Annotated in this window: 17 protein-coding genes; 5 read left to right on the top strand and 12 right to left on the bottom strand. The window is 71.4% G+C overall.

Features of this window, described 5'->3' with window-relative positions; translation table 11 throughout:
* Positions 1-41: 41 nt before the first annotated feature.
* On the top strand, positions 42-992 hold the full coding sequence (locus BLT82_RS18910; protein ID WP_093656338.1) for a DUF389 domain-containing protein: 951 nt from the start codon (positions 42-44) through the stop codon (positions 990-992).
* A gap of 49 nt (positions 993-1,041) precedes the next feature.
* On the opposite strand, the gene BLT82_RS18915 is transcribed toward BLT82_RS18910, so the two are convergent.
* Positions 1,042-1,290: a GntR family transcriptional regulator gene (locus BLT82_RS18915; RefSeq protein WP_093656537.1), complete on the bottom strand. Its 249-nt coding sequence runs from the start codon at positions 1,288-1,290 to the stop codon at positions 1,042-1,044.
* A 162-nt stretch (positions 1,291-1,452) separates the two neighbouring features.
* On the opposite strand from BLT82_RS18915, the gene BLT82_RS18920 reads away from it, so the two are divergent.
* On the top strand, positions 1,453-1,686 hold the full coding sequence (locus tag BLT82_RS18920) for a hypothetical protein (RefSeq protein ID WP_093656340.1): 234 nt from the start codon (positions 1,453-1,455) through the stop codon (positions 1,684-1,686).
* The gene (locus tag BLT82_RS18925) at positions 1,683-1,880 is read left to right on the top strand and encodes a hypothetical protein (RefSeq protein WP_093656342.1); all 198 of its coding nucleotides are present in this window, start codon (positions 1,683-1,685) and stop codon (positions 1,878-1,880) included. The genes BLT82_RS18920 and BLT82_RS18925 overlap by 4 nt, the downstream gene beginning before the upstream one ends.
* A gap of 73 nt (positions 1,881-1,953) precedes the next feature.
* Here the strand turns inward: BLT82_RS18925 and BLT82_RS18930 are convergent, their stop codons facing one another.
* From BLT82_RS18930 to BLT82_RS18950, 5 genes are all read right to left on the bottom strand, one after another.
* Positions 1,954-3,360, bottom strand: coding sequence for an alpha/beta hydrolase family protein (locus BLT82_RS18930; protein ID WP_093656344.1), 1,407 nt, complete (start codon positions 3,358-3,360; stop codon positions 1,954-1,956).
* An 85-nt stretch (positions 3,361-3,445) separates the two neighbouring features.
* Complete coding sequence (gene glmM / locus BLT82_RS18935) at positions 3,446-4,804, bottom strand: phosphoglucosamine mutase (protein WP_093656346.1); 1,359 nt, start codon at positions 4,802-4,804, stop codon at positions 3,446-3,448.
* Positions 4,805-5,005: 201 nt separating this feature from the next.
* Positions 5,006-5,524, bottom strand: coding sequence for a 30S ribosomal protein S9 (rpsI, locus tag BLT82_RS18940; RefSeq protein WP_093656348.1), 519 nt, complete (start codon positions 5,522-5,524; stop codon positions 5,006-5,008).
* A gap of 41 nt (positions 5,525-5,565) precedes the next feature.
* Positions 5,566-6,009 carry a 50S ribosomal protein L13 gene (rplM, locus tag BLT82_RS18945; RefSeq protein WP_017949632.1) on the bottom strand — a complete coding sequence of 148 codons (444 nt, stop codon included), beginning with the start codon at positions 6,007-6,009 and terminating at the stop codon, positions 5,566-5,568.
* 293 nt (positions 6,010-6,302) lie between these two features.
* Positions 6,303-7,931 (bottom strand): ABC-F family ATP-binding cassette domain-containing protein, encoded by a 1,629-nt coding sequence (locus BLT82_RS18950; protein ID WP_093656350.1) that lies wholly within the window; start codon positions 7,929-7,931, stop codon positions 6,303-6,305.
* Positions 7,932-7,978: 47 nt separating this feature from the next.
* On the opposite strand from BLT82_RS18950, the gene BLT82_RS18955 reads away from it, so the two are divergent.
* On the top strand, positions 7,979-8,860 hold the full coding sequence (locus BLT82_RS18955; protein ID WP_093656352.1) for a hypothetical protein: 882 nt from the start codon (positions 7,979-7,981) through the stop codon (positions 8,858-8,860).
* A gap of 100 nt (positions 8,861-8,960) precedes the next feature.
* Here BLT82_RS18955 and BLT82_RS18960 read toward each other — a convergent pair whose 3' ends face one another.
* From BLT82_RS18960 to BLT82_RS18980, 5 genes are all read right to left on the bottom strand, one after another.
* Complete coding sequence (locus BLT82_RS18960; protein ID WP_093656354.1) at positions 8,961-10,040, bottom strand: C40 family peptidase; 1,080 nt, start codon at positions 10,038-10,040, stop codon at positions 8,961-8,963.
* 20 nt (positions 10,041-10,060) lie between these two features.
* Positions 10,061-10,543 (bottom strand): poly-gamma-glutamate biosynthesis protein PgsC/CapC, encoded by a 483-nt coding sequence (locus BLT82_RS18965; RefSeq protein WP_093656356.1) that lies wholly within the window; start codon positions 10,541-10,543, stop codon positions 10,061-10,063.
* Positions 10,544-10,618: 75 nt separating this feature from the next.
* On the bottom strand, positions 10,619-12,217 hold the full coding sequence (gene pgsB, locus BLT82_RS18970; RefSeq protein WP_093656358.1) for a poly-gamma-glutamate synthase PgsB: 1,599 nt from the start codon (positions 12,215-12,217) through the stop codon (positions 10,619-10,621).
* A 6-nt stretch (positions 12,218-12,223) separates the two neighbouring features.
* Positions 12,224-14,467 (bottom strand): HAMP domain-containing protein, encoded by a 2,244-nt coding sequence (locus tag BLT82_RS18975; RefSeq protein WP_208867982.1) that lies wholly within the window; start codon positions 14,465-14,467, stop codon positions 12,224-12,226.
* 204 nt (positions 14,468-14,671) lie between these two features.
* Positions 14,672-15,850, bottom strand: a complete 1,179-nt coding sequence (locus BLT82_RS18980; RefSeq protein ID WP_093656362.1) for a CapA family protein — start codon at positions 15,848-15,850, stop codon at positions 14,672-14,674.
* A gap of 107 nt (positions 15,851-15,957) precedes the next feature.
* Between BLT82_RS18980 and BLT82_RS18985 the strand changes: the two genes are divergently transcribed.
* Entirely contained in the window at positions 15,958-16,851 is an 894-nt protein-coding gene (locus BLT82_RS18985) for a hypothetical protein (RefSeq protein ID WP_167746038.1), read from the top strand.
* Between the two features lie 31 nt (positions 16,852-16,882).
* Here the strand turns inward: BLT82_RS18985 and truA are convergent, their stop codons facing one another.
* A complete protein-coding gene (gene truA / locus BLT82_RS18990) occupies positions 16,883-17,752 on the bottom strand; it encodes a tRNA pseudouridine(38-40) synthase TruA (protein ID WP_093656364.1) in 870 nt (289 codons plus the stop codon).
* Position 17,753 lies beyond the last annotated feature (1 nt).

The following is a 17,753-nucleotide window of genomic DNA, read 5'->3' on the forward strand; positions in this document are numbered from 1 at the left end:
GCCGGACCGGCCGAACGGACCAACGCCGAGGAGTCGTCCGCGTGCTGCACCTGCGCCTGATCGTCCCGCCCGACCGCACCGAGCGGGTCGTCGACACCATCGAGAGGACGGTCGGCACGACGCACCTCGCCGTGCTCGCCGGTGCCGCGCGCCATCCGTCCGGGGACCTGGTCATGTGCGATGTCGCCCGCGAGGCCGGTGACGAACTGATCGGCAGTCTGCGGGAACTGGGCCTCGACCGCGACGGTGCGATCTCCGTGGAGACGATCGACCTGTCGCTGTCGAGACGCGCCGACGACGCCGAGGAGGAGGCGCCGGGCGAGCCCGCGGACGCGGTTCTGTGGGAGCAGCTGACGGACGCGACCCATGAGGAGTCGACCCTCTCCGTCACCTATCTGGCGTTCCTGACGCTGGCGACCATGATCGCCGCCTGCGGTGTGGTCCTGGACAACGCGATCCTCATCGTGGGCGCGATGGCCGTCGGCCCGGAGTTCGGACCGCTCGCCGGCTTCAGCACGGCCGTGGTGCAGCGGCTCCCCCGGCTCGCCGTGCGCTCGCTGGTGGCCCTGGTGGTCGGGTTCGCCGTGGCCATGGCGGTGACGGTCGCCTTCAGCCTCTTCATGCACGGAGTCGGGCTGTTCACTTTCTCGATGCTCGAAGGCGACCGCCCCAACACGGCCTTCATCTATGACCCGGACGCGTTCTCGTTCGTCGTCGCCGTCCTCGCGGGCGTCGCCGGCACGCTGTCGCTGACGTCCGCCAAGTCCGGGGCGCTGGTCGGTGTCGCCATCTCCGTGACGACGGTCCCGGCGGCCTCCAACGCGGCGGTGGCTCTCAGCTACGGCGACTACGGGCAGGCAGGAGGCTCCAGCCTGCAACTCGTGGTGAACCTGCTCGGGATCATCATCGCGGGGACGCTGACGCTGTTCGTCCAGAAGTGGCTGTGGACGCGCCAGCGCCGGTCGATGCGGAAGCCGGCCGGGACGGCCTGAAGCGTCGCGCGGGCGTTCCAAGCAAACGATTCGGCAGGCAGCCCGTCGCTCAGTTGCGCCTTCCCCCGCCGTCGACGACAAAGACACCCATGCCCGTCACGGTCTCGACGAGGCCCTCGTCCTTGAGCACCTTCACGGCCTTGCGCAGGGTGTCCCTGGCCACGCCGAATTCCGCTTCGAGCTCGACCAGGCTCGGAATGCGCCGCCCAGGAGGAATCGCGCCGCTCTCAATGCGCTCCCGCAGAAACGCGGCGATCTGCTGATACGGCGGCACGGGGCCTTCCCGGTCAATCTTCATGATCGCGACCGTAGACGGCGGGCGCCCACACTCCATAGCTACCCCAGGGGGTAGACGGGGGTAGTACACCTCCTCTACGCTGCGACGACAAGCCCCGGCGACGGATGCAGCCGTCCCGGGGCGTGGCCATCAACCGACAAGGGAACCAAGGGAGCCGATGACGTGAACGACCTTATCCCCCGCCTCGCCGCATGGCTGCGGAGTTGGCTGGACCGGCACTTCCCCGCGGGTGCGGGCCCCGGCCTCGCTCCCCCGCCCGCGCCGGTCGTGCGCCCGGCGCCGCCCCTTCCCGCACACCGCAGCCCCTACGGCCTCGACGGACCGCTCGACGGGGACGTGAGCGCCCTGGTACGGCCCTACCTCGGCGACACCCTCGCCCACGAGGCGGCCGCATGAGCGGCACCGGCCCTCCGGACCGGCCGTCGCCCGTGCGCATGTGCGTGCGCTGCGAGCAGGTCACGGACGAGCCCGTGCTGGTGCACGAGGTCCACAGCGCGAGCGGCCCCGGCTGGAACGTCTACGCCTGCCGCGGCTGCGCCCCTCGATTCCCGCCGCCCGTCGACGTGTTCGACCTGCTGCGGGGCGACTGAACCGGGGCTGCCGAGCCCGCAACGGAGACGGGGCGGGCCCGGCCTCGTGCCGTGCCCGCCAGCGTCGGGCGGACTACCCCAGTGTTCCCTGGAGCCAGTCGAAGACGACCTCGCAGTGCAGCTGCGGCGCCATCGGGGAGCAGTGGAGCTGCGCTCCCTGGGCCGCGGTGAGCTTCACATAGTCCTTGGGCGCGGTCAGGGTGTCGAACATCTGCTGGGCCTGGCCGGGGTAGAACTGCTCGTCCTCGTAGTCGAGCACGAGCGTCGGCATCTTGATGCGCGGCACAACGTCCGTGATCTTGAGCGACTGGATGAGCCTGGCGGGTGTGTAGAAGTCGGTGAACATCTTGCCCTCGCGGGCCGAGAGCATCGCCGGGATCGAGAAGGGCTCGATACGCTTCTTCATCGTCGCGGCTGCGTCCGGGGGCAGTTGGGGGACGACCTCCTTGTTCCAGATCTCGTTGGTCTCCTCCTTGCTCGGGGTGAGGATCTGCCGGATCTCGGCGGGGAAGCCCAGCCACGGATCCACACAGCCCGGCATCGCGACCAGTGCCGCGATCCGGTCCTCGAAGGCCGCGGCCCGCGGCGCCAGGTCGCCCGCCATGCTCAGCCCGGTGAGGCCGATCTTGGACGCGTCCACGTCGGAACGCTTCGACAGCCAGTCGACGAGGGGCCCGACGACCTTCTCCCAGGTCGGAGTGAAGACCACCTGGTCCACGAAGAGCAACTGGCCCTGGCCCGGGCCGTCGTAGACGAGGGCGTTCCAGCCGCGTTCCAGGGCGGCCGGGACGCCGTAGGTCCACATGTCGACGTTCTGCCCGTCGCTGCCGTTGGTGAGGATCACGGTCGGACGGCGGGTGTTCGACGGGTCCGGCCGGAAGAACCACACGGGCAGCGGGGTCTTGCCGTACGGGACGTTCGCCTTCACCGGCGCCGGGTCGCACAGGTCGCAGAACTTGTCCCAGGCGCCGCGCCCCGCCTTGTACAGGTCCTCCTCGCTGCCCGGGTCGTCCGAGCCCAGCACGAAGAACAGCGCCTGGCCGTAGTACTGCGCGGCCCGCAGCGCGCGGAAGCGGGTGGTCTGGTCGTCGGGCTTGCTGCCCTCCGGCGGCTCCATCAGCTGGTCGCCGAGCTTGCGGAAGGTCTCGACGTACGTCTGCGAGGAGAGGCCGGCCTTGTTGATGGCGTTCACGGCGGTGAGGACTTCGCCCACCTCCGCGCTGCCGGCGCCGGACCCGCCCAGCGCCAGGAGGCCGTTGAAGTTGAAGGCCGGGTCCTTGAACAGGGTCATCGCGCCGGGCGTCGGGTCGCCCGCCTGCGCCTGCGGCGATCGGGCCCCGCTCGGCGTGGGCGCGTTGGCGGGCCTCGCCCCCTGCGAGGTGCACCCGGCCAGTACGGCCGCCCCGGCCCCGCCGACGAGCCCGGCCAGTGCGGCGCGACGGCTGGGCCCGGACACGCGGTCAGCTGATACGTACGTCATGCCAGCCGAACGTACGAGCCGCGCCGCCGGGCCCCGGGCCGCGACACCCGCCGTTCGCCCGAACGGCGGGCCGGGGAGTCCCGCGTCAGCCCAGTGCGGACTTGACCGCGTCGGCCAGCCGGCCGGCCACCGAGCGAGCCTGCTCGATGTCCGCGGCCTCGACCATCACCCGCACCAGCGGCTCGGTGCCGGAGGGGCGCAGCAGCACCCGGCCGGTGGTGCCGAGCTCCCGCTCGGCGTCGGTGACCGCTGCGGCCAGCTCGGCCGACGACGAGACACGCGACTTGTCGACGTCCGGCACGTTGACCAGGACCTGCGGCAGGCGGTCCATGACGGCGGCCAGCTCGGCCAGGGAGCGGCCGGTCGCGACGACGCGGGCCGCGAGCATCAGTCCGGTGAGCGTCCCGTCCCCGGTGGTGGCGTGGTCGAGGACGATGACGTGGCCGGACTGCTCGCCGCCCAGGGCGTAGCCGTGCTCCTTCATCGACTCCAGCACGTAGCGGTCGCCGACGGCGGTCTGCACCAGCTCGACGCCCTCGCGCTCCATCGCCAGCTTGAAGCCCAGGTTCGACATCACGGTGGCGACGACGGTGTTGCCGCGCAGCGTTCCCGCCTCGCGCATGGCCAGCGCCAGCACCGCGAGGATCTGGTCGCCGTCGATCTCGTTGCCCTCGGCGTCCACGGCGAGGCAGCGGTCGGCGTCGCCGTCGTGGGCGATGCCGAAGTCGGCCTTGTGGTCGACGACCGCGGCCTTCAGCAGGCCCAGGTGGGTCGAACCGCAGTTGTCGTTGATGTTGAGACCGTCCGGCTCGGCGCCGATCGTGACGACCTCGGCACCAGCCCGCGCGAACGCCTCGGGCGAGACCCGGGCCGCGGCGCCGTGCGCCTCGTCGAGGACGACCTTCAGCCCGTCCAGCCGGTTCGGCAGCACGGCGATGAGGTGGGCGACGTACTTGTCGAAGCCCTCGTCGTAGTCCCGGACGCGGCCGACGCCCGCCCCGGTCGGGCGGTCCCACGGCGCACCCGTGCGGTGCTCCTCGTACACGGCCTCGATGCGATCCTCCAGCTCGTCGGCGAGCTTGTGACCGCCGCGGGCGAAGAACTTGATGCCGTTGTCCGGCATGGCGTTGTGGCTCGCGGAGAGCATCACGCCGAGGTCGGCGCCGAGCGCGCCGGTGAGATACGCCACCGCCGGGGTGGGCAGCACGCCGACCCGCAGGACGTCCACGCCCGCGCTCGCGAGGCCCGCCACCACGGCGGCCTCCAGGAACTCCCCGGACGCGCGGGGATCACGACCGACCACCGCCGTCGGCCGATGGCCCTCGAACGTGCCCGCCTCCGCGAGCACGTGCGCCGCCGCCACCGACAGGCCGAGCGCCAGCTCCGCCGTCAGATCCGCGTTCGCGACGCCGCGCACACCGTCCGTGCCGAAGAGTCGTCCCACTGGTGTCCTCCGATTGTGCTCCGATAACGCAAGCCCCCGCGGGGTCCCTGCGCGAGGGTGCGGGGTCCCCCAGGTGCCGTTATACGCCGGGGGTGGGGGGCCGTGTCACCCCGGGGGGTCGCCCCGGGTCCGATATACGGAACGCCCCGGCGGCACCGAGTGCCGCCGGGGCGAACGTACGCCGTACAGGCGAGCAGGCGATTAGCGCTTGCTGTACTGCGGGGCCTTGCGGGCCTTCTTCAGACCGGCCTTCTTCCGCTCGACCGCGCGGTCGTCGCGGCGCAGGAAGCCGGCCTTCTTCAGCGGGCCGCGGTTGTTCTCCACGTCCGCCTCGTTCAGCGCGCGGGCCACGCCGAGGCGCAGGGCGCCGGCCTGGCCGGACACGCCGCCACCCGCGATGCGGGCGATGACGTCGTAGCGGTCGTCGAGCTCGAGCACCTTGAAGGGCTCGTTGACTTCCTGCTGGTGCACCTTGTTCGGGAAGTAGTCCTCGAGGGTGCGACCGTTGATCGTCCACTTGCCGGTGCCCGGAACGATGCGGACACGGGCGATGGCGTTCTTGCGGCGGCCCAGGCCGGCGGCCGGCTGCGGCTCGCCGAAGCGGGAGGCGAGCGACTCGCTCGTGTACTCGCCCTCGACGGGGGCCTCGGACTCGAAGGTGGTGACCTCGGCGTAGGTCTCTTCGCCCTCGAGCGGGGTCTCGGTGGTGGTCTCGGCCACGATTCTCCTCAGATTCTGTTCGTCTTAGGGGGTGGCCGGACTTACTGCGCGACCTGGGTGATCTCGAACGGGACCGGCTGCTGGGCAGCGTGCGGGTGGTTCTCGCCCGCGTAGACCTTCAGCTTCGAGAGCATCTGACGGCCCAGGGAGTTCTTGGGGAGCATGCCCTTGACGGCCTTCTCGACGGCCTTCTCGGGGTTCTTGTCGAGCAGCTCGTCGTAGCGGACGGAGCGCAGACCACCCGGGTAGCCCGAGTGGCGGTACGCCATCTTCTGGGTCCGCTTGTTGCCGGACAGGTGCACCTTGTCGGCGTTGATGATGATGACGAAGTCACCAGCGTCGACGTGGGGCGCGTAGATCGGCTTGTGCTTGCCCCGCAGGAGGGTGGCAGCGGTCGTGGCCAGACGGCCCAGGACGACGTCCTGGGCGTCGATGACGTGCCACTGGCGCGTCACATCGCCGGGCTTGGGGCTGTACGTACGCACGGTCGTAGCCTTCGCTTCTTCAGTGATGGGGATCCTCCGGCTCGTGAAAGCACAGAGGACGGGGTCCTGACAAGGCCACCCGGACGATCACGACAGCCCTGGCCGCACATCGGGGACGCAACCCGAGTGCATGCCGCTGGTCATCGGCCCGGTGAACCGGCGTAAGGGCCCCTCACGTGAGATAGAGCAAGCCAATACGCATAACGAACCAGCAGAATACCCGCGCTCCCCCGCACGGGTCAAAACGCCCCCGGCCCGGCGCGCGGCTCGGCCCGGCGGCCCGGCGCCGTCCGCTACCGGGCCCGGGCCACCCTCCGCTCGTCCCACACCGGCTCCGGCGCCTCCCTGACCACCCCGTCCGAGCCGAAGACGAGGAAGCGGTCGAAGGAACGGGCGAACCACCGGTCGTGCGTCACCGCGAGCACCGTGCCCTCGTACGCCTCCAGGCCCTCCTGAAGCGCCTCCGCGGACTCCAGGTCCAGGTTGTCGGTCGGCTCGTCCAGCAGCAGCGCGGTCGTGCCGCGCAGCTCCAGCAGCAGGATCTGGAAGCGGGCCTGCTGCCCGCCCGAGAGCCGGTCGAACGTCTGGTCGCCCTGGCGCTCCAGTTCGTAGCGGCGCAGGGCGCTCATCGCGGCCCCGCGGTCCTTGGCGTGCTCGGTCCACAGGATGTCGACGAGCGTGCGGCCGAGCAGCTCGGGGTGGGCGTGCGTCTGGGCGAAGTGCCCGGGCACCACCCGGGCGCCCAGCTTCCACGTCCCCGTGTGGGCCACGCCCTCCCCCGCGAGCAACCGCAGGAAGTGGGACTTGCCCGAGCCGTTCGAGCCGAGCACCGCGACCCGCTCGCCGTAGAAGACCTCCAGCGAGAAGGGCTTCATCAGCCCCGTCAGTTCAAGGTTCTCGCAGGTCAGGGCCCGTACCCCGGTCCGGCCGCCGCGCAGCCGCATCCGGATGTCCTGCTCGCGCGGGGGCTCCGGCGGCGGGCCGGCCTCCTCGAACTTCCGGAACCGCGTCTGCATCGCCCGGTACCGCGACGCCATGTCGGGACTGATCGCCGCCTGCTGCCGCAGCTTGTGGACCAGTGCCTTCAGCCGGGCGTGCTCCTCCTCCCAGCGCCGCTTCAGCTCCTCGAAGCGCGCGAAACGCTCACGCCGGGCCTCGTGGAAGGTCCCGAAGCCGCCGCCGTGGACCCAGACGTCGCTGCCCGCGGGGCCCGGCTCCACGGCCACGACCTTCTGGGCGGCCCTGGCCAGCAGCTCCCGGTCGTGCGAGACGAAGAGCACGGTCTTGCGGGTCTCCCGCAGCCGGTCCTCCAGCCAGCGCTTGCCCGGCACGTCCAGATAGTTGTCCGGCTCGTCGAGCAGCAGCACCTCGTCCGGGCCGCGCAGCAGCGCCTCCAGCACCAGCCGCTTCTGCTCGCCGCCGGACAGCGTGCGCACGAGGCGCCACTGGGCCTTCTCGTAGGGGACGCCCAGCGCGGCCGTGGTGCACATGTCCCAGACGGTCTCGGCCTCGTACCCCTGCACCTCGGCCCAGTCGCTGAGCGCCTGCGCGTACCGCATCTGCGCGGCCTCGTCGTCGACGGTCATGATCAGGTGCTCGGCCTCGTCGACCGCGCGGGCCGTGTCCCTGATCCTGGGCGGCGCCACCGAGACCAGCAGGTCCCGGACCGTGCGCTCGTCCTGTACCGACCCCACGAACTGCTGTATCACACCGAGGCCGCCGCTCACCGAGACCGTGCCGCCGTGCGGCTTCAGCTCGCCGGACAGCAGCCGCAGGAGCGTCGTCTTGCCCGCGCCGTTCGCCCCCACCAGGGCGACGACCGATCCCTCGCCCACCCGGAACGACACGTCGCCGAGCAGCACCCTCCCGTCCGGGAGGAAGTACTCCAGATGCGCGGCCTCGAGATGTCCCATGGTGGGCATTGTCACCGCAGGACATGCTCACGCCCAACAGGTTTAGGATGCGCGGCATGAGCTTTGGGGGATCGCAGTGGCCGCAGGAGCCGCGGCAGCCGTACCAGTCGTACGGTGAGCCGGAGGCCTCGTCGTCGTCGACGCCCGACTGGGCGGCGCTGGCCGACGCCTCCGCCGCGCGGGCGCGGCGCAAGAGGTGGCTGCTCATCGGGGCGGGCGGGGTCGCGACGGCCGCCGTCGCCGCGATCGTGGCCACGGCCGTCGTCTTCACCAACGACGCGGCGCCCTCCGGCAAGAACGCCAGTGACCTGCCCACGGCGCCCGAGCTGCCGAACCAGACCACGCAGCCGGAGCCGTCGTTCTCCACGGTCGCTCCCCCGCCGCCGCCCGACCCCAAGGACTTCATCTCCAGCGCGAAGAAGGACACCGCGCCGCTGAGCGCCGACACCCTCTTCCCCGGGAAGAAGCTCACGATGGGCGACCGGGTCTACGCCAAGGGCCCCACGGCCCGCACGACGAACTGCGCCTCCGCGACCCAGGCGTCGCTGGGCGCGGCGCTCCGCGCGCACGGCTGCGACCAGGTCATCCGCGCCACGTACACGAAGGACGGCGTGGCCGTGACGATCGGCGTCGCCGTGTTCCCGACCCAGGCGCAGGCCCAGGCGGCCGTGAAGCAGTCGGCCCGCAACATCGCCCCGCTCTCGGGGTCGGGCGTCGCGGCCTTCTGCAAGGGAGGGCCGGTGTGCCGCTTCGTGGGCAACTCCTACGGCAGGTACGCCTACTTCACCACCACCGGCCACATCAACGGCAAGTCCGTCACGAAGGGCGACACCAAGGCGTTCCAGCCCGGCGACGACCTCGCGGAGTTCACGTTCCGCCAGATCGTGCGCCGCGGCGAGATGCAGGCGTCCGCGGCAGCCACCGCCCCGGCGGGCTGACGGCCGGGCCGGGCGGCTCCCGGGGCGGTCCCGGGGCGCCGGCCGAGTGTCGGCGCACGCCCCGCGGCACCCGGGCCGCGCCGCCGCGGCCCGGATCACGTCACAGGCGCTTGGCGCTGCGCAGCGTCTTCGCGTAGTAGCCGTTGCCGTCCAGACGGGAGGCGCCGCCGATGTCGCCGATGGTGGGCCCGTTGACCTCCTCGCGGCTGGAGATGAAGATCAGGTGGCCCTCGGTGTCGTAGCCGATCACCATGCCCACGTGGTCCAGTCGCTCGTTGGTGCGCGCGTCGAGCTTGAAGAAGACGAGGTCGCCCGGCTGGAGCTGGTCGATGCCCGACGGGCGGTCCTTCACCGACACCCCGGTGAGCGGCAGCACGTCGACGCCCTGCTTCGAGCGGGCCATGCCGTTGGCGGTGCGCGGGAGGCCGTCGCCGGACTTGTCGGAGGACATCAGCGGATAGCGCGCGCGGTAGCCCAGCACCATGCGGATGTATCCCGAGCAGTCCAGGGAGCGGGCGCGCATGGCCTCCGGAGAGCCGGTGGCGCCGTCCCGGAAGGGGTAAGGGACGCCGAGGTAGTCGTAGAAGTCGGACTGCTCCAGACGCAGGTCGCCGCCCTCGGCGCCCGAGGTGTTCAGAGGACCGAAGTTCGCGTCACCGCGGAAGGCGATGCCCTGTCCGTCCTTCTTCTGGGGTGCCCCGGCCACGTACTGGAAGGCGAACGCGAAGACGTCGTCCTCCTTGCTGTCCCGGTTCTCGGCGTACCAGTCCTTGAACCACTTCTCCTTCTGTGCGCCCTCGCTCCAGGGTTCCGGCATGAGCCGCACCCAGTCGGTCGTGGAGACCTTGGAGGCGGTCGACGACGGCTCGGCGAAGGTCCGCGCGGGACCGGTCAGGGTCGCGGTGCGCGCCCCGTCGGTCAGCACCGCCTTGACCTGGCCGTCGGAGCCGCGCAGCACACTGCGTGCGGGGTTCTCCAGCCGGGACCAGGACGCGTCGCCCTTGTCCTCGGACGGAGCGCCCGAGCCGCGGGTCCCGTTGAGGACCCCGACGTTCCGGACCTCCGTGATCCCCTGCTCCTCCTGCTTGCGCAGCTCCACGGTGAGATATCCGGACGTGGCGACGAGCCCGAGCACCACCAGGCCCGAGACGACCGGGCGCGACTTCTTCTTTCCTGCCATCGCTGGCTCTTCCTCGATTCTCAGACGGCGGGCATGACGCCGAGCAGCAGGCCGGCGGCGACGACGATGTAGGCCATGAGGGACACGGCGCCGGTGGCCAGCAGGGTGGGCCCCTTGGGCTGGCGGACCAGCTGGTACGCGATCAGTCCGGGCACGATGAACCCCAGGGTCTGGTTGCCGTACAGCAGCGGGAACTCGATCGAGAGCACGATCATGACCGTGGCCTGCAGCAGCACCCCGAGGAGCACCACCGCGGCGAAGAGCCGCTTGCCGTAGAGGATCACCAGCCGCTGCATGACCTTGGTGCCCGCGTAGGTCAGGGCGGTGACGCCCACCACCATGGCCGCCCGCTGCAGGTCCTCGATGAGGGTCAGGGCGAGCCAGCCCGGCGTGATCATCCCGCCGGGCGAGAGGTTCGTGGTGAGGTAGCACAGCAGTGAGAAGAACAGGCCTATGGCGATGCCCAGGGCTGCCATCTCGGGGGTCAGGGCGGCGGTGGTCAACGGGGTCTCCGGGCGGTGTACGGATTGTGGGGGCTGGGCGGTCGACGGCGGCCGGGGCCGCCCGGCCCGCGAGGGTCAGGAGTACGACGGGGGCTGTCCGCCGCCCTCGGCCGTGGGGTGGCGGGGCCGGCCGTGCGGATCCTCGGCGTGCGGCCACGCCTGCCGCCCCTCGGCCTGCTGGTCCCACTGCTGCCGGGCCTGGTGGTCCCAGCGCTCCTGGGCCTGGGCCCGCCGGTCCCACTCCTGCTGAGCACGGGCCCGGGCGTGCGGGTCCCACTGCTGCTCGGTCTGCGGTTCCGGCGCCCGGTGGGCGTCGGCGGCCGGTCCGGACGGCTGGACCGGGATGCGGACCACCGGAATCTCCTGTGTCTGGGAAGCCTGGTAGCGCTCCTCGTACGCCACGGGGTACGTGGCGAAGGGGTCCAGCCGTGCCGGCTGGGAAACCGCGGCGGCGGCCGGCGGCCGCTCCTCGCCCGCGGAGCCGCTCTCGCTCTCGTCCGCCGGGAGCTCGGCCAGGTACTCCAGCAGCTCCTCGCCCTGTCCGTGGATGTTGCCGATGGCGACGAGCGAGGAGCCCGAGGCCATGCGGTCGAGCAGGGCCGGCATGAACTCCTCGGCGGAGCGCCGCTCGCCGCCCAGGTCGACGGCCCGGTCGCGCCACTCGGCGGGGATGGCGTCGATGGCGCTCTTGGCGGGATGCCCGATGACGAAGACGTTGTCCGGCTTCAGATCGGGGATGATCTCGCCCATCTGCCCGTTGCGTTCGACGCGGTCGGGGCGGCAGTTGATCACGACGTTCAGAGGGCGGTTGACGGCCCCCAGGTCGAGCAGCTGGTTGATGTTCATCAGGGTGGACTCGGGGTCGTTCGCCGCGAAGACGTTGGCGAACGCGAGCCGCTTGCCCTCGGGAGTGACATAGCGCTCCACCGAGAGGACACCCGGGTCCGGCGGGGCGTCGTACATGCCCTGCAGGGCGACCTGCCGCTCCACGCCGAGGAGTTCCGCCACGGCCAGGGCGATCGCGACGTTCTCCTTGAAGGTGAACCAGCTGAAGCCGCGCAGTTCCGCGTCGGTGACCGACTCCGGGTCGGCGTACACCAGCTCGCAGTTACGGGCGTCGGCCTCCTCCTGGAGGATGTGGAACCGCTCCTTCTCCGCGGTCACGCAGATGCCGTTCTCCGGCATCGAACGGCAGAGCGACCGGGCCACGTCGTCCAGGGTGGGGCCCATCTCGGCGAGGTGGTCCTCACGGACGTTGCACAGCACGCCGATCGTGGAGCGGATCAGCTTGCTCTGGTTCACCTCCTGCAGGGCCGGCATGACGGCCATGCACTCGATGACGAGCGCGTCGGGCCGGTAGGTGGCCGCGCGGCGCACGATGCCGATCTGCTCGACCACGTTGGCGATGCCGAACTTGCGGTAGACCGGCTCCTCGGTGGCGTCGGGGTGGATGAAGCGTGCGGCCGTCCCCGTCGTCTTCGCGACGGTGACCAGGTCGCCGCCGCGCAGTGCGCCCGCGCACAGCCGGGTGATGGAGGACTTGCCGCGGATGCCGTTGACGAGCACACGCGACGGGATGCTGTGCAGGGCCGCGTAGTGCCTGCGCTGCTCGACGATTCCGGCCGCGAGCAGGAACACCCCGCCGATGAGCAGGACGAAGTAGAGGTAGAGCACAGCCGGTCACCTTCCTCCGACGCGGAGCCGTTGGTCGGCGGGCCGGCGCGCCTGGTTCTGTCTGTGGGCCTGCAACTGCTGCCGGAGCAGTTCGAGACTGCGGACGACGGCTCCCACCTCGTCCTGGTAACGGGGGTAGAGCACCGTCTTGAGGTCGCCGTCGGCGAGCTTCTCGGCACTGGTGGCGAGGGCCCGCAGCGGACGGGCGACCACGAGGTGCACCCAGCCCAGGCAGACGATGATCGCGGCCAGTCCGAGCATCCCTGCGAGGACACTGCGGTCCTCGCGCTCGTAGGGGGCGATCTGGAAGCGGTCGGCCTTCTGCCAGCTGACGACACTCCAGCCGACGTCGGCCGCGACGCCGCCGCCGGAGAACGGGGCCGCCGCGGCGACGGTGACGCGGCCGCCTTCACGGATGAGGAGGCCGTTCTCGACAGGGCCGGCGCCGACCTGGACCGCGGCGGCCCGGACCAGGTCGGGCAGCGCGTCGTTCGGCAGCTCCTCGAAGGCGAGGAAGCCGTCACTGGCGGCGAGGGTCTGCGCGTCGGCGTCCACGACGCGGACCTCGCCGAGGCCGGGCCGCTTCAGCAGCGAGTTGAGGAACTCCACCCGCAGCTCGCCGACGAGGGTCGTGCCCTTGTGCTTCGGCACGGGCGCGCCGACCTGGACCGTCGGCTTCTTCTCGCCCTTGCCGGACACACGGACCAGGGGCAGGTCCTCGCCCTCGCTCCAGGGGCGCGGGTCGCCGCCGGCCCGGGCGAGGACCTTGCCGCCCTCACCGACGACGTACAGCGCCTGGTAGCGGGTGTGCTTGCGCAGGGCGTCGGTCAGCCGGTCCGCCGTGGCGCCGGGGTTGTCCGCATCGATCAGGCGCGAGGTGGAGACGAGGTCGGCCTGGGCCTCGTTCAGCGCCCGGCGGACCCGGTCGGCGATCAGGTCGGTGCGGTCGCGCTGGTCGTTGACCATGGCCGCGGGCACGCTGACCGAGCCGTCGGTGCGGTTCAGCAGCAGGCCGACGGGGACGCACCACAGCAGCAGCAGGGCACCCGTCAGCACCAGCGGTCCGCGTGTCCCGAACCGGCTCCTGCCGCCGCGGGGAGCGGCGTCTTCGTCTCCCGCGCCGCGCAGCTGCTCGCGCAGCCGTTCCAGGGCGGAGCCGATCCGGGCGGCCTCTCCCCAGCGGGGCACCGCGACGGGCCGGGTCAGATCGCCACGGGCGAGCCGGCGGGACTCCAGGAACAGCCGCAGCAGCGGCCGCTGCACGGTCGCCCACAGCACGGCCGCGGCCAGCATCCCGAGCACCACGAGGGCGCCGGCCGCCACGAGCCCGAACAGCTTCCGGTCCTGCTCACCGGATTCCTGCTGGACCACGGGGAGCATGGCCACGACCGTCAGCCCGAGTCCGGCGGCGACGCTCTCCTTCTCCTCCGGGTCGGAGGAGGCGAGGGAGGCGTAACCGGCGGTGGCGATCCGGCCGTTGTAGTCGTCGCCCAGCAGGGTCCCGCTGACGCCGGGGTAGCCCCGGGAACCGGGTTCCTTGGCGCTGAAGGGGTGCTGCTGGGTCCGTTCGGCCGCCTGGTCGGACAGGCGGGACATCTGCTTCTGGAGGAAGGTGAGTTCCTGACGCTGCTTGTCCGAGTTCAGCGCTTCGGCCTGCTCGAAACCGGCCGTGGCGAGGACCTCGCCGTCCCGGGTGGCGACCGCCATGCTGCGGAACGGGCCGAGGGTGATGGCGGGGACGGTCAGGCTGTTGGAGGCGACCAGCAGTTGCTGCGGCCGGTCCTTCCAGTCGAGGACGACCATCGTCATCAGCCGGACGTCACCGGTCTCCAGCCGCACCATGTGGGGTTTGAGGGCGTTGTCACCGGTGAGGACGTCCTTGTCCAACCAGGCGAGTGGAATCGCCTCCCCGCGTGCGGCGAGGACCTTCCCGCTCTCCAGGTCCAGCACGGTGGTGCCGGTCCACTTCTGGTAGGTCCTGCCCAGGTCGGACAGCACGCGCTCCGGTTCCACGGGGGCACCCGCGTTCAGGGCGGCGGCGGTCCGCTGGAGGTCGGTGACCCGCTCGTCGATCGACGCGCGCAGGGCGATGGCGCCGTCCTCCGCGAAGTGCTGCTGCGAGGACAGCACCGCCTTCGGCACGACCGGGTCGCTGCCGGGGCCGAGCACCTTGGCCGTCAGACCGGCCAGGGCGAGGATCAGCACGCACAGGAGCGCGATGGGCGGACGGATGCCGCCCAGCAGCGGCATGTCCGCCCGTCTGCGGCTGCGCCGCCGCCCTCCCCGCCCGGACGCGGCATGGCTCGATGTCACCGGTGCTCTTCCCCTGGTTTCTACGGATGCGCGGCGCTCGACGCGACCGTCGCTGTCGTGGCCGCCGGACGCCGCCACTACTGAGACTTCTCAATCACGCCCGGGTTGTGCGCTCCCGAGCGGAACGGTCTGTGTTGCCGCTCACGTCCCGAGTGGAAGCTCGGCCAGCCCGTCGCCGTCCGGGGCCCCGCGGTTGAAGAGGAAGCCCATCGTGCGGTCCGCCGCCAGCCGGTAGCGGGCGAGCCGGTCCTCCGACAGCTCGCCCGGATTGTCGAGCACGTGCCTGACGTCCACGACCCGGTGGTCCTCGACCGCGCCTGCGGGCAGCTTCTCTCCGGGCTCCACCTCCGGCGGGATCTCCACCAGCGTGGTGCGGTAGCGGGCGGTGACGTCCCACCCGTCGGCCGCCTCCCGGAACTCGAACCAGCCGATCGCCCCCTCCTCGGTGATCCCCGCGGGCGAGGAGTGCCGGGCCACCTGGTTGCCGAGGCTGTAGGCGACCCAGGTGCCGTTCACCTTCTGAATCGGCTGGACCACGTGCGAGTGGTGCCCGATCACGAGGTCGATCCCGGTCTCCTCGGTGAGCCACTGGGCGAGCCGCAACTGGGCGACGCCCGGCTCGTTGTAGTATTCCGCGCCCCAGTGGATGGAGAGGATCACCACCTCGGCGCCCTGGGCCCGGGCCCTGGCCTCGGACTTCTTGATCTTCGACGGATCCGTCCGGTTGAGCACCCACCTCTGCTTCTCCGGCGTGGGGTGCACGAAGGATTCCCAGGAGTAGGAGAGATGGGCGACCTTGACGCCGTTGACGTCACGGATGTTGAGCCGCTCCGCTTCCTCGGGCGTGCGCGCCGAACCGGTGTGCCCGAGGCCCACCTTGTCCATGGCGTCCAGGGTGCGCTTCACGGCCTTGAAGCCGTGGTCGAAGGTGTGGTTGGAGGCCGTCGAGCAGGTGTCGTAGCCCACGTCCTTCAGGCTTGTCAGGACCTGCGGCGGCACCAGGAACTCCGGGTAGCCCTGGAAGGGACCCCTGGGCTCTCCGACGGGGGTCTCCATGTGACAGATCGCCAGGTCGGCCTTGCTGATGACCGGCTTCACCCCGGCGAACATCGGCCCGAAGTCCAGACCGGCTTCCCCTTTGCCGGTCTCCTCCGCGTCCTTCGTCGCCTGCTCCACCAGCTCCGGATGGACGAGCACGTCGCCGGAGGCCGCGACGGTGAAGGCGCGTCCCCCCGCCTTGCCCGGTGACTCCGGGGTACCCGAGGCACACCCGGCGGTCAGAACGGCGATTACCGTGGGAACCGTCAGATACCGAGCCATGCGGAGAGACTTACGGAATGTCACCGGCTTAGGATCACATGACCACAGAGACCGGAAGCGAAATTACCATTACAAGAACATCACTTTTCGCGCACATTATCGTTCAAGTGGGTTTGGTGCTGGCGCTGGTGGGCTGTCAGTCCACACCGGGCGAGGCCCCTGAGACCTCGAACCCGACTGCCCGGGAACTGGTGGATCTTCGCAGCCGGATCCTCTCCTACACGGCGGAGTTCGGTCCCGACACGCCCTACGCTGCGCCCGACGAGCGGCAGCGTGAACAGCTGGCCAAGGGCGTCGGCCGTCTCCTCGCGGGCGACGCGAGGGAGGCCGAGCGGCTGCTCGCCCCCATCGGCCTGGGCATCACCCGGCTCACGGACACCGACTCCGGCCGGCGCTACGACGAGGTCGCCGCTCTCCGCCCGGGCAGGAGCGCCCGCTGGGGCCGGCTCTACGTCAGCGCCGACTCCGGCGTCCGCTGGAGCGCACAGGTGCCGCACCCGGTCTCCGACCGGAACACCGAGTCGCTCGGGGTACGGCTGCTGGAGGACGCTCCCGGAGGCGCACTGGTACTGGCCGGCGCCCACCGCGAAGCGGGCCGCGGGGGCGCGGCGGACGTCGCGCACCGCGAGGACAGCGCCTTCCACACCATCGTCCGGGAACTCCAGGAACGCGGTGTGCCCGGCGTCCAGTTGCACGGCTTCGCCAAATCCTCCGACCGCCCCTACGACGCAGTGATCTCCACCGGCGCCGCGGAGAGCGCGCCCGGCGAGGTCGCGGCCCTGGCCGACCGCATGGCGGCGGAGGGGCTCCGCGTCTGCCGGGGCTGGTCCGCGCCCTGCCCCCTGGAGGGCACCACGAACGTCCAGGGCAGGGAAGCACAGCGCCGGCACGCCACGTTCGTCCATGTGGAACTCGCTCCCCGCGCCAGGGACGGCGGTCCGGAGACGAAGGAGGCGGCGAAGGCCCTGTCGGGCCTCCTCACGACGTGGGCGAAGGACTGAGCGGCGACCGAGGGTTCGGGCAGCCGCCGGCTCAGCAGCAGCCGGACGCCCCGGCGCCGCGAGCCGGCAGCGTGCGCCGGTTCCGCGCCTCCAGGTTCCTGGCGGCCAGCAGCTCGTCGGCGGGATAGCCGACTTCCTCCAGCGTGAGCCCGTGCGGCCGTACGACGTGGACCGCCGAGTCACGGACCCCGGCGGCCAGGACCTTCGCCGGCCAGTCCGCGGGGCGGTGGCCGTCACCGACGAACAGCATCGCGCCGACGAGCGAGCGGACCATGTTGTGGCAGAAGGCGTCGGCCTTCACGGTCGCGGTCAGGATCCCGGCCGCGTCCCGCTCCCAGCGCAGTTCCCGGAGCGTGCGGATGGTGGTGGCGCCCTCGCGCTTCTTGCAGTAAGCGGCGAAGTCGTGCTCCCCGAGGAGCCGTTCGGCCGCCGCGTTCATGGCGTCCACGTCCAGCGGCCAGTCGTGCCACAGCACATGGCCGCGCAGGAGCGGGTCGACTCCGGCCGGATGGTCCGTGACGCGGTACGCGTAGCGCCGCCAGATGGCCGAGAAGCGGGCGTTGAATCCGGCGGGGGCCTCCTCGGCCTTCCACACCCGGACGTCGTGGGACAGCCGGCCGGCGAGCCGCCGCAGCAGCTTGTCCCGTTGCCCGTCCCAGAGTTCCTGCGGCAGATCGACGTGCGCGACCTGGCCGCGGGCGTGCACTCCCGCGTCCGTGCGGCCGGCGACGGTCAGTTCGTACGTGTCCTGCGAACGCGTGACGGTACGGATCGCGTCCTCGATCTCGCCCTGGACCGTCCGCTGCCCACGCGTCTGCCGGGCCCAGCCCGAGAAGTCCCTGCCGTCGTAGGACAGGTCCAGCCGCACCCGTACGAAACCGGGCCTCACGTCATCGCTCACG

Origin of the sequence: Streptomyces wuyuanensis, from assembly GCF_900103455.1 — a bacterium.
Lineage (GTDB): Bacteria > Actinomycetota > Actinomycetes > Streptomycetales > Streptomycetaceae > Streptomyces > Streptomyces wuyuanensis.